Origin of the sequence: Bacteroides acidifaciens, assembly GCF_024623065.1 — a bacterium.
GTDB classification, from domain to species: Bacteria; Bacteroidota; Bacteroidia; order Bacteroidales; family Bacteroidaceae; genus Bacteroides; species Bacteroides acidifaciens.
Genome location: NZ_JANJZR010000055.1, coordinates 1 through 13,523, shown reverse-complemented (window position 1 = coordinate 13,523; position 13,523 = coordinate 1). Strand labels below are relative to the sequence as shown.

Genomic DNA, 13,523 nt, shown 5'->3' with positions numbered 1-13,523 from the left:
TTGAGGTTAAAATTTGAAACGTAAGCCTAAGGATGCAGAACGAGGGATAGGCATAGAGTAGCCATCATAATTGCCATTGAAACCAACTAATTCGGGGTCGTTGCCAGAGAAACCTGTAATAGTAAACAAATTATTGGCTGTCAAGTAGAAATAAAGACTTTTGACTATCCGGTTCTTTTCACCTTTTAATGGAAGGGTATAGCCCAGAGTCACATTTCTCAATTTTAAATATGAAAGTTTTTCTAAGAATAAATCTTGCTCTGCTCTATATGGATACACTTTACTCAACGGATTATAGATAGGATAATCATCTTTCTGATTCGGCAATTCTTGCCAAAAGAATATTTCTTTTACAGAACGGATGGACTTCGTACGATCTAATGTCATAAAATCATAACGCTGTTGATCTCTGACATTCAGTGCGCTATGCCCCAGAGCAAAAAACCAATGAAAGCTAAAATCAAACTGTTTATATTTGAATTGATTAGTTAATCCTCCTATAAACCGAGGAAGTGCATGACCTTTCAACACTCGGTCATTGTCATCAATTATATTATCTCCATTAACATCTGTCCACTTCGGATCACCTTTTTGGAAGGGAACTCCATTTATACTCAATGGTTTACCGTCCTTAACCGGAACCTCACTGTTATCAGCATAGATTCCATTATTCTGATAAATCCAGAAAGCATCAACCGACTTGCCTACTTCAAATTTACGACTATTGGTAACAACTTCATTCAATCCTGAAGGTAGTTTTTTCAACTCATTCTGGTTGAAACTCATATTCAAAGAAATATCCCAACTTAAACGCTTCGGATCATTTATAGCAAGCGGAGAAGCCGATACGTTCATTTCGACACCTCTATTGGATATTTCCATTCCATTAACAAACCTGTATTTATATCCAAACTCTTGAGATACAGGCATCTGAAGAATAATATCTTTTTCCCGGTTTTCATAAAAACTAAGCCCGATATTAACACGGCTATTTAAAAAAGAGGCATTCAAATCAATACCTAATTTATCCGAATAAGGCCATCCCATACCATAATCTACCCAGCCTATTGAATAAGGACGAGTTACTGTTGCAAAACCATTGGAAGAAGATATCATTGATTGTCCACTCCATCCCAACTCTGACGAAACATAGTTAGGACCTAATGTAAATCTGTCTGATTGTACTAGATGTCCTAAGCGTGCCCATGAAGCTTTTAATGACAGTTTAGAAAAAAGAGCTGAATTATTAAAGAATTGTTTTCTCAAATCCCATCCTAAAGAAAAAGCAGGAGAAAACAACCAGCGTTTATCTAACTGAACATTAGAAGCACCATCGTATCTTATTAATGCACTTGCATATAAAAGTTTTTTAAAATTATAATCCAAAGCAAATGAAGTAGAAACCAACCGCGTTTCTAATCGGTCCGCAAAACGATAAACTCTTGTAAAACCTCCTGAGTTACTGGTCGTTTTTGTATCGTCTTCTCCATCATATCCCTTACTATAATTATAATGATAGTAATCACTTTGTATCGAACCATCCCAACGAAGATCTAATGCATGAGCAGGAGTCAAATCAAATAGATATCCAACTGAAGCGTTACCAATCAATCGTCTGTTGTATCCTGAATAGTCAGAAACAAAACTGACAGATTCCATAAGGGTAGAAGGCCAGAATACATGACGCACATTAGTATTATAATCCAGAAGAACTCCGGCATTCACATGAAAGCGATTTTTGATATAGCGCATAGATAAATAGCCATTCAACAAATTGTTCAGATTTTCTTCTTTGGTCAAATCATCATAACCAAGAAAACGCTCATAGGCTCCACCACTAGGCGCAATTGGGGTAGACAAATCAGGTAAATATTCCATCTCCGTCAAACGATCCATGAAGTTTTTGTTTCTTTTACGATCAATTCTATTTGCATTGATATAAGTACTCACAGTAAAACCTGGTATAGGAGTTATATTCAAAGCAAAACCAATGTTATATTTGGTATTTCCCACATTTTTTGTAACTCCGGACTCCTCGGTAAGCCCTAATGTAAATATATAATTAGCTAATGAGTTTTCACCTCCAATGGATGCGCTCACATTATATAGAGGAGAAGATTTATAATAGGAATCAGCCCAGTCTGGTTCTCCAAAATAAGATGATTCTCTTGGATCTGCTAAATAAGAAGGATAATATTGTTGTTCAGCAGGTATCTTATAAGTATCATAAAACTTTTGTCGAAATGCCCTTTCATATCCTCCATTAGTCATTTTTACTTTGGAAGGAGCAAAAACAATTCCTCCAGACGCATTAATAGAGACATTGCTACCACCATAGTATCCATCTTTTGTCACAATCCAGATAGCACCGTTAGCTGCCAAAGGGCCTAATTTAGCTAAAGCCAGAGGATCTTTAATAACTTCAATAGATTCAATGGCCTGTATATCCAATCCGGCTAGAATATTAGTTGCACTCCCAATAGGATTTACATCGTACTGTTTTATATCATACATATATGGATGATCCAAAGAAAGCGGAATACCATTTACATAAACTGCCGGTTGAACGCCTGAAACATCTTTATTGGAAAAAATCGGAGATGAAATTCCCCTAATCAACATGCTTTGTATACTCCCTGGTTCACCATTGTTTTCCTGGGTATACACACCGGATGCATTTCCTTTAAGCAACTGTTGAATAGAGAGAAATTGAGAGCGTTGCAGATTCTTAATATCGACAGTATCATTCGTCTTATCAGAATCCATTCCCCGATTTACAACTAAACGAGGTCCTACATTAAAAAGAATTTTCTTTTCTTGAAAACTTTCTTTTTTATGGACTCCCAAAGAATCAGAATCAGGAGTATTTGACTGGGATACTATTGTCCCACTAAATCCTAAAAAGCCTACAGCGACAAGTAAACGACAAAAAGGCTTTTGCAAAGAAAAATCAGGTAAAGTTACCACCATACTATTAGATTTATAAGTTTTTTAGATCATATAAGTATTAGTTATGCATTAATTGCAGTACAAAAGTGCGAGTTATCCAATAGAAAGAAGTCCTCTAATCATTCAAAAACGTGCAATTTTGAATCATAATTGCCATAGTTTATAATAGGTTTAAAAATCATTCAACATTAGTCTAGAAATCATTCAGAGGATATAAAAGAAACTGATATATAGAAAGATACGCACCTTTACATTAAGATGCGTACCTACCCTTATAGACTCATATATTTTCTATTCTAACAAGACTTTTGATATTCTTTGGGAGTTACACCAAAATCTTCCTTAAAACAAGTTGCGAAGTATTTTGGATTAGAAAAACCACATTCATAGGCTACCTCTGCAATAGACATTGATTTATTTTTTAATAATTGGCTACCATGCTTTAATCTTATGTTCCGAATAAACTCAATCGGTGACAATCCGGTCGCTATTTTCATCTTTCTATAAAGCGAAGACTTGGATACAGCCAAAGCATCCGCTAACTGAACAACATCAAAATCTCCCTCTGCCATATTAGATTTTATAACAGAAACAACCTTATCAAGAAAATCTTTATCAATGGAAGAAGTCTCCAAAGAATCAATATCGACTTCTACATTAGTGCGAAATTCCTCTTGCTTACTTTTTTTATGAATTATAAAATTATTAATACGAGCTTCCAGTATTTTCAATTCAAACGGTTTGGATATATATCCATCTGCTCCTGCATTGTAACATTCAATACGATCTTCCGCCGTATTTTTAGCCGTTAACAAAATAACAGGAATATGACTGGTTTCCAAATTAGACTTTATGTTACGACATAATTCCAAGCCATCCATTTCAGGCATCATCACATCACTTATGATAATATCTATTTCATTATCCTTTATTATATCCAAAGCCTCCAGCCCATTTTTTGCAACGAGAACATGGTATTGTCTGGATAAAATTTTCTCCATAAGGTACAATAATTCTTCATTGTCTTCAACCAATAATAAATGATTATCATTGGTTTGTGCATCTTCGACTACTCCTGACTCATCCAAGTCTTCATGTTCAAAAATCATAGCCGCCTTTTTATCATTAACCGAAGTTTCTCCCGTTATCAACTCATTTTCTTGATAACTGTCTTTATCAATAGGAAAATCTACAGTAAAAGTGCTACCTTTAGTTAGTTCGCTTTCTACCTCTATCGTTCCATGATGCAATTCAACTAAATCTTTTGTCAATGATAATCCAATCCCATTAGATTCACTTTCGTCTCCTTTATTTGCTGTATAAAACCTTTCAAAGATATTCTCCAAATCATCAGGAGCAATCCCTTCACCTGTGTCAACAACTTGAATACGTAAATGAGTATGTTCAGCATTCTGATAGGATTTCATTATTAATTTTATTTCCCCACCCTCACTTGTATATTTACAAGCATTGGACAATAAATTAGATACAATTTTATCGATCTTATCTCTATCAAAATAAGCTATTAAATGTTTGTCTTCTGTAGAAAAAGTAAATGTTTGACTTTTTTTTCTTATTAATGGCGCAAAATTAACCTTGCATACATCATCTATAAATGAAACAATATCACTTTTCGAAACAGATAACTTCATGTTTCCACTTTCCACCTTACGAAAATCCAGAATCTGCTGCAATAATCTTCGCAATTTGTTCACATTGGAACGGATCATACTTAATTGGGAGATTCGACTACCATTCGTCATTTCCGCATCATCAATCAAACATGTAATGATAGTAAGCGGAGTCAATAAATCATGTGAGATATTTGTGAAATAACGTAATTTAGTCTGAACTAGTTCTTCTGATTTTTCCCTGTCGATTTGTGCTATCTTTAACTCATGACGTAATTGTAAACGTCTCTTCATTCTTCGATAAAAAAGATATAAAGATAAAATAACCAACACAACATAGAACATATAAGCCCACCAAGTTTCATAAAACGCAGGTTCCTTAGATACTTGAATTTCTGCAATATAATTACTCCACAATCCATTTGTATCTGTTGTCTTCAAATAAAATGTCCGTTTACCCTTAGGAAGCTGATTATAGAATGCAAACTGACGGTCACCTCTAACATACACCCAATCATCATCAACCCCCTCCATCTTATATGCATACTTAATTTTATCTGGAAATGCATAGTTTAAGGAAGAAAAATCTATCTCAATATTCTTATCTCCCGCATCGAAAGAAATAGTCTGGCTCCTCAAATTGAAACGTTGATTATCCTTTTCCAAAAGACTGGAGACACCATCTATCTTCACATCTGCCACCATTGTTCTAATTCTACGAGGATTATCAGACAAATGTTCATAAGGAGTAAATACCGAAATCCCTTTATTTCCTCCATAAAGAATTTTTCCAGAACGAGTTTTCAAATAAGAATTAGGCATAAATGAGTTTACCATTACATCATCCATTGTTGAGTAATCCATAATACCACCATTTTTAGGATCATACTCAATAACTCGTTTATTGGTAGAGATCCAAATATGCCCTAACTGATCTGTTATAATATTAAAAATACCTTCTTCGATCATATCAAACATATTGGATAAGTTTTCAACTTTCTTCGTCCGAGGATCATATGTAAACACATCACCATCCTGACTCCCCATCCACATCAAGCCATTATCATCTATACAAATTGCTCCTATGTTATCACTAACCAATTTATCTGTTTGAGTAGTCAGATTTTTTAAACCTTTCTTTTCAAATGTCAGATTAGAGGACACTATAGCGTTATATATACCTTGTTTTCTTGTACCAATCCATAAAGTTCCGTCTTTACCTTCCCCAATCCCAGTTATATCCATTGACGGAAATTTTGTATCTTGAAGATTTTTCTCTTTTTCTGGTTTAACCAAAATACCTTTAGTTGTTACAACCCAAAGATTATGTTTGCTGTCTTCATAAAAAATGCGTGGAAATCCCGGATTATCTGCATAGTTACTCAAATTTAAGGTCCCTAATAGTTCTATCCTATCCTTTTCTTTTTTCACTCTATAAATTTCCGGATAATATTCAGATCCCAACCAAATTTCATTCAATAATGGAACAGATATGATACAACTAATATTTCTCAAATTGGGCACATTTTTCAAAGAAGGAATATCTGTATAAAGTTGAAGTTTATTTGTTCCAGGATTGAAGATCCCTACTCCCCAACGATTTTGGTCAATCCACAGATCACCATCACCATCTTCATAAATATTTTTTATATTTGTGATAAAACCAGTTTTTTCACGAATAGAAGGAAAAGAATAGTTTTGAATTAAAGGTTTATTTAAATCAATCATGGACAATCCTTCGTTAAAAGCTGCAATCCATAAATTACCAGATTTATCTTTTACTATCTCACTAAAAATATTATTCAATTTAGAAGATATAGAAGATATATCAACACTATTTATCACATCTCCCGGACGTTTTTGAAGAGCATAAAGACCTTGTGTAGATACAATCCATATATACCCATACTTATCATCTTGAGTTATACTAAAACAACCACTTTCATCCCAATGCTCATCACTTTTTATATCTACATGCCTATACATCAAATCCTGTTTTTCTTCAGGATTAAACAAAAAAATTCCACTTTCCCAAGCCAATATCCAATGTTGTTTCTTATCATCCTGAAAAACTCTAAACGGATTATTTAATGTTCCGATTTGAGGCATAGCAACAAATGTATCCTTTTTCGAATCATATCGGTGTAATCCCCTCTCCCATAAAGTTACCCAAATTTTTTTATCAGCATCTTCATATATAGAATTCACGCTAGTAACAGGTAAAGCAGAATCATATCTTTTACAAAAAGAAAAATCGGCAGAGCAACGAAATACAGATGTCAATGTTCCAATCCAAATCCACCCTTCACTATCTACAATCATTGTTCTAATTTCTTGATCCTTCAATTCATTATGTTCAACTGGAGTTATTTGATAAGTTCTCTTATTCAGAATATTAATCCCTTCTTTAGTACCTATAAATAAATACCCATTCCTATTCTCTGTAATACAAGTAATTTCATTATTCGTTAAAAGATCCGGAGTCTTTAATCCGGAACGAAAGACTAATACCCGATAACCATCGTAACGACATAGACCATCTTTAGTTCCCAACCACAAAAAACCTTCTCGGTCACAATGAACCCGTAATACAGTACTAGAAGGCAAATAATTATTTAATGAAAGAGTAGTCACCGACATTTGTTGTGCAAAAGCACATGAGAGCATTTGAATAAAAACAAGTATTATATATAATTTCATTTTGTGTTTCATAGTAACACTCAGTATAAAGATGTATTTCTGATGCAATATTAAACAAAAAAAGCTTTTAACGATACTCAAATCTCTTAAAATACACTAATAAAAGGCTAACAAAGATACATGTGGTCGATTTTTAAACCTTTCTGAATGATTTTTGCCCTTTATCAAATAGATAATTCAAAATTAAACGCATTTGACTTATTATAGTACTCCTAATTAAATAGGATTCTGCAATTTTGCAAACGAAAAATAAATAAATGGCGTTTTGAACAAAAATTCAATCATTAAACAATTAACTTATAAAACATTTCTGTATCATGAAAAAGAGATATGTAAAAATCATGTTCCTATCAATGGCATTACTAGTAATTAGTACAGCAGCCACTTATGCAGTTCAGCCTAAAGATGAACCTAAAGAAACGGTACAAACACCAACAGATGAGCATCTGCCATCATTAACAATCAATGGTACAAATGAATCATCTTCCTTCTTTGTAGATTCTAAAGCATTACCCGGAAAAGAAATAACGATTACTGCTCCGAATGGATTTACTGTAACTCCAACTATAATACCAGCCAACTCAGGAAAACAAAAAGTAACCGTAACCCTGAACAGTACTAAAATACTGACTGAAGGAAAAATCATTCTAAGAAGCGGAGATACCCGTTCTTATGTAAGTGTAAAAGGATATGGAACGGAGCTTCCTGTAAAAGAGATTGCTGCATCTCCTGTTTATATGAAAGGAAATGATACAGAATTCACTAAAAAATTTACTCCCAACACTAAAGGATATACAATTGAATTCAGAATAAAAACAGATGATTCGGAGAAAAGTTTTTATCCTTATTTCGTAAATGAAAAAGGTTATGGATTCAAAGCATATATCACCTCTAACGAAATCGGATTGTTTAATGCATATAAAAAAGAGATCAACAATCCGGCTACAAATGGGAAAACAGGAGGAAAAGGTAAGTTCTATAATAATGATGGCCAAGCACACACTTATCGCTTTGCCATAACGCCAGACAATCGCGCCTTTATCTATAGAGATGGAATTCCTGTGGATTCTGTTCGCATTATGGACTATGCTCCACAACCCTATTTTGCAGGAGAAGTTGGCGAAGCTGTAGAGAATCTATTAAAGAATCCGAACTTTGAAGGAGAATTTGACATTAATCCAGAAACGAAATTAGCTACTAGAATTGAAGGATGGGATATCGTTATTGGTGACCGTTGGAATTCAGAACAACAGATTCTTCCAGAAGAAATAGATAACAATCAGGATTTGGATAACCACATTTTTGAGATCAGACCTTACAAATGGGCAACAGGTTGGAGTGATGGTATTTTAATGCAAGTGGTAGATGTTGCACCTAACGAAACTTACACATTATCTGCCTTATTAAAGGGAGGAATAGCCAAGAAAGAAGGAAAACTCACAGGTAAAATGATTATAGAAGAAGTCGAAGATCCAGAGAAAAAAGTTATCACTGAAATAGCTAGTGACAATTGGGAAACTTATTCAATGGACTATACAACTTCTGCCACATGCAAACAGATACGTGTATCTTTCACAGTAGGACGTGGAGGCTGGGGAAATGATATCAGCGCTGTTTGTGTGGACAATGCCAAACTTACTGGAATATCACGCACTTATTCACCTAAATTTGGTTTCGTGGATAACACTGCAGATATAGAATACTTCACTATTGATGAATCCGGTGCCTATGCCCCCATGCAACCTACTATAACAATTAATCTTCCATCTAAATAACATTGCCAAAAGATATATTAAAATATAGAAGAATAAATAGCAAAATTATGAGACATATTCTATTTATATACTTTATGTTTTCTGTTATTTCTGCTTTTTCACAAAACACTCAGATTAGTCCGGGTGTTTTGTGGAATGATATAAACGGAGAACAAATCAACGCACATGGCGGTTGTGTAGTATTTGAAAATGGATTTTATTACTGGTTTGGAGAAGATCGTACAGGCTTTGTTTCTAATGGGGTAAGTTGTTATCAGTCTAAAGATTTATATAATTGGAAGCGGCTAGGGTTGTCTTTAAAAACAAAAGGAGAACCTAAAGAAGACATGAATGACATATCGCATGGACGTCTATTCGAACGTCCTAAGGTTATTTATAACCCTAAAACAAAAAAGTGGGTCATGTGGACTCATTGGGAAAGTGGTGATGGATATGGAGCTGCAAGAGTCTGTGTGGCAATAAGTGACAAAATAGAGGGTCCCTATATACTATATAAAACTTTTCGTCCCAACAAAAACGAATCACGTGACCAAACTCTTTTTGTAGATACAAACGGAGATGCCTACCATTTCTGTTCAACAGACATGAATACTAATATGAATGTTTCTTTATTGAGAGATGATTATTTAGAACCCACCCCTACTGAAACCAAAATATTGAAAGGGCTAAAATACGAGGCACCAGCTATTTTTAAAGTTGGTGATTACTATTATGGGTTGTTCTCGGGTTGTACTGGCTGGGCTCCTAATCCAGGAAAAACAGCATATACTACTAGTATTTTAAATGAATGGACTACCGGTCGCAACTTTGCAGTAGACAAACTAAAACAAGTAACTTATAATTCACAAAGCTGCTATGTTTTTAAAGTGAACAATAAAACAAATGCATATATCTATATGGGAGATCGCTGGAATTCCAAAAATGTAGAGAAATCCCACCATGTATGGTTGCCGATCAGTATGCGTTCAGGATATCCAGTAGTGAAGTGGTATAACCAATGGGATTTAAGTATCTTTGATAAAATGTACCGTTATAAAAGAGCTGAAAAGATCATAAACGGTAATATTTATTCACTATTGGAGAAAAACTCAGACCGTTTGGTATCAAAACCGATTAATGGTTTTAGTATAGCAGATGACAATGATACCATTAATTTAAGTTTGGAGTTTATTAAAACTGATATTCCTAATGGATATAAACTAAAAGACATTAAGACTGGAAAATTCTTAGAATCATTGTTCGGAACCCTGCGTTTAAATCCGGAAAAACAGAATGATGCTCAATGTTGGATATTTAACTTGCTAGAAGACGGTTATTATCAGATACAGAATGCAAAAGACAAGAAATATATTACTGTTTCCGGTTCAAATACATTCGATGGAACAAGTTTATACCTTACAGAATATTCTAAAAAACTTATGCAGGATTTTGCTGTATATTTCGATTCAGATAAATACCAATATAAAGAAGCAGACATTTTCGCTGCAACTTACAGGACTAATAATTTGAAACTAATGGGAGTCCAATAACTTCCAGACATATTTCAAACAATTAATTAAATTAATTAGATTATGAATATAAAGAAGCAACGAATAAAGATCTACCTCTTATTCATTTTTATATGTCTGCCCAATCTGTCAACTGTTCCTTCTTTCGCTTTTCAATCCCGAGAGATCAGTATGGAGACAGTAAGTAGTTGGGCAGTCACAACTACCGTTTTCAAACTAGCAGACAGCAATGAAGTCAACAATGTTAAGTTAAACTGGATGCAACGAAAAGATGCTGACCTCTACAAAATATACCGTGACAATAACCTGATTGGAGAAGCTAAAGGTAACACATACGATGATTACAACCTAATGGTCAACAAAACTTTTACTTACCATATAGAAGCTTTTTATAACGGACAAAAAGTTGCGACTTCCATTTCTCAACAAGCTACCACTTTTATCCCTACCGGTGAAAGTAAAGTTTACGACAACCTGAATGGCAAATACATCACAAAAGAACCCTCCGGTAACAAACCACAAGGAATGAAAATCAATGATCTTTATTTTTCCTATAAAATAGAAAATACGGAGAAGACTGTTGATGGACAACAACTCAAAGGATGGCTAGTCACTGAAAGTTACTCTAAAACAGGATTAAATGGAAGTTGGAGTACTCCTAGAGAGTTGGCCTTTTATCCGAATGTCAAAATGGAAGGTAATGCATTCCGATATAATCCAAAGACAGGAAAAGTCGTATTATCTTCGCATTATGAAGATGAAAATGGATACACAGCAGCTAAAATCTATCTAGCGCAAATTACCCCTAAAGGTAAACTTGAAGTAGGTACTATGGAACGTCCATTAGGACATGATTCAAGAGATCAATCGCTTTTTATTGATGATGATAATACGGCATATCTTCTTTCTGCCACTAACACAAACAGTGATATAAATATATATAAATTGGATGCCTCCTGGACAAAACCAGTCGAATTAGTCAATACAATATGTAAAGGATTACATAGAGAAACTCCTGCAATTATCAAAAAAGACGGAGAATACTACTTCTTCAGTTCAAAGGCTTCCGGATGGTATCCAAGCCAAACGATGTATACCTCAACAACTGACTTGGCAGGTGAATGGACACCTATAAGAGAAATCGGTAATAATACAACTTTTGATGCACAGTTTAACAGAATTAGTAAAGTAGGAACGACTTATGGAGTATGGAGCTATCATTGGGGGGCACAACGGAAATATAAAACTCCGGACGGTAACTTTCCCAGAATCACTATTGCTGCATTTAATAAAGGGTATGCTTCCATGGATTATTACAGATATTTGGAATTCAATGACAATTATGGAATTATCCCTGTACAAAATGGTAAGAATTTGACATTAAACGTTCCTGTTACATCTGCTGTACCTGGAGCAAAAGGAGTCAAAGCTGACTGTATTACGGATGGAGCGAGCTTAGACTCCTCTACTTACTTCCAAAAAAGTTCAAATGCTACCATAGGTACACCTTATATGTTCACTGTAGACATGCAGAAAAAAGCTAGAATTTCAGAAATTAATCTTTCCACAAGATTAGTCAATGGCTCTGAAGCAGCCTATAAATACACAATCGAAGGGAGTCCGGATGGCAAAAGTTACAAAATGCTTGTGGATGGTAGAACAAATTGGCAAGTGGGATTTCTGATTCTGAATGTAGAAGATCCTACAGCCTATAGATATTTACGTCTACGCATCTATGGTGTTGTCAATGTACATAAAGGTAATTCCGCAATGTGGGCTGACGGCATTTACGAATTTACAGCTTTGGGTATCCCAGAATAACAAGTAAATAGATAAAGTCACAATAAAGCCGGTTAACTTCAAACATTAACCGGCTTTATTGTTATCTAAAAAGCTTGCTATCACTCACTAATAAATATCCTTATTCACCAATAAATAATAAACTAATGCCCAATCCTGATCATTAGCATAAGGGTCATAAAATCCGGTTTTTACGCCATTTACTCTATTGGGATAGATATAAGCACAAGAGGCCTTACCATCTTCAAAGAACAGGCAAAGATTGTTTCTTACGATATTTTCAGCACGTCTTTTATAAGTATTATCTCCGACACATTGTGCATACAGATAAAAAGCAGCTCCTGTTAATGTACTCCAATAATGAGGAAAGGTATCTCCCCACATCTCCCGTTTTCCAAACCAGTAACCATCCCAATGCCGGATTGCAACTTCATTCAGATGATAACTTGGTTGATTCCCATTAAACGCTTCCAATGCCGGCATTTGCTGTTTAGCTCCATCCAAATATTTTTGAATTCCCGTTTCCAGATAAAGCTGTAACAAGAAAATAATTGAGGGAGCTACAATTGCTTGTTCATAATTAACCTCACTTGCCGGATAATTCAGTCCGTTTTTCACAAAAGTATCTCCAACCTGTATATAATCATTCTTCAGAGTTTCATATTCAACATCCATATCGGCAGCTTTCAATGTTTGCAACCCTAAATGCACAGGAATCCCTATAGCATAAAAACCATGTCCGAACTGACGAAACATAGACCGCAAAGTCATATAGCCATCCACTGCATATTGCTTGTCTCCTGTGATTTTGGATTATGAAAATAGAAATCCGCAACCCATGCATAGTTATATGCTCTATTCCGTCCTTTACGGTCAACAGAAGAAAATGTCTTGTAATCACTTTCCTGCAATCTATTACGTAGAAATTTTGCATACTTCAACAAAGCAGTTTTTATATCATCATTAGGATGTAGCTGATAATATTTAGCCAACAAAACTCCCATCCCGACACGTTCGGCGCCCTCATCCCGATCAACAGGATTACAATTACGGGTATCATTCAAATATATTCCATTCTTTTCGTTAAGTAGATGTTCATAATTGGTTTATATCATAAGGTTTTGATACCTTTGCCTCATAAAATTCAAATATGCACTTAT

The 13,523-nt window shown here is 34.7% G+C and carries 5 protein-coding genes and 1 pseudogene; 3 read left to right on the top strand and 3 right to left on the bottom strand.

Annotated elements, in window-relative coordinates; translation table 11 throughout:
• Positions 1-6 precede the first annotated feature (6 nt).
• Complete coding sequence (locus NSB03_RS14390) at positions 7-2,970, bottom strand: SusC/RagA family TonB-linked outer membrane protein (protein ID WP_024987865.1); 2,964 nt, start codon at positions 2,968-2,970, stop codon at positions 7-9.
• Between the two features lie 275 nt (positions 2,971-3,245).
• Complete coding sequence (locus tag NSB03_RS14385; RefSeq protein WP_257466458.1) at positions 3,246-7,292, bottom strand: hybrid sensor histidine kinase/response regulator transcription factor; 4,047 nt, start codon at positions 7,290-7,292, stop codon at positions 3,246-3,248.
• Between the two features lie 305 nt (positions 7,293-7,597).
• Between NSB03_RS14385 and NSB03_RS14380 the strand changes: the two genes are divergently transcribed.
• Genes NSB03_RS14380 through NSB03_RS14370 form a run of 3 tightly spaced genes read left to right on the top strand, consistent with a single transcriptional unit; the run spans position 7,598 to position 12,384 of the window.
• A complete protein-coding gene (locus tag NSB03_RS14380; protein ID WP_024987866.1) occupies positions 7,598-9,055 on the top strand; it encodes a carbohydrate binding domain-containing protein in 1,458 nt (485 codons plus the stop codon).
• Between the two features lie 47 nt (positions 9,056-9,102).
• Positions 9,103-10,584, top strand: a complete 1,482-nt coding sequence (locus NSB03_RS14375; RefSeq protein ID WP_024987867.1) for a family 43 glycosylhydrolase — start codon at positions 9,103-9,105, stop codon at positions 10,582-10,584.
• Between the two features lie 42 nt (positions 10,585-10,626).
• Positions 10,627-12,384 carry a family 43 glycosylhydrolase gene (locus NSB03_RS14370; RefSeq protein ID WP_135039294.1) on the top strand — a complete coding sequence of 586 codons (1,758 nt, stop codon included), beginning with the start codon at positions 10,627-10,629 and terminating at the stop codon, positions 12,382-12,384.
• A gap of 87 nt (positions 12,385-12,471) precedes the next feature.
• Here NSB03_RS14370 and NSB03_RS14365 read toward each other — a convergent pair.
• Positions 12,472-13,448: pseudogene (locus tag NSB03_RS14365) on the bottom strand (six-hairpin glycosidase); the annotation flags it as partial.
• Between the last annotated feature and the right edge of the window lie 75 nt (positions 13,449-13,523).

Excerpts from the sequence above, each read along its gene's own strand:
- NSB03_RS14390 (WP_024987865.1), bottom strand. The coding sequence starts at position 2,970 with ATGGTGGTAACTTTACCTGATTTTTCTTTGCAAAAGCCTTTTTGTCGT.
- NSB03_RS14370 (WP_135039294.1), top strand. The coding sequence starts at position 10,627 with ATGAATATAAAGAAGCAACGAATAAAGATCTACCTCTTATTCATTTTT.
- NSB03_RS14375 (WP_024987867.1), top strand. The coding sequence starts at position 9,103 with ATGAGACATATTCTATTTATATACTTTATGTTTTCTGTTATTTCTGCT.
- NSB03_RS14385 (WP_257466458.1), bottom strand. The coding sequence starts at position 7,292 with ATGAAACACAAAATGAAATTATATATAATACTTGTTTTTATTCAAATG.
- NSB03_RS14380 (WP_024987866.1), top strand. The coding sequence starts at position 7,598 with ATGAAAAAGAGATATGTAAAAATCATGTTCCTATCAATGGCATTACTA.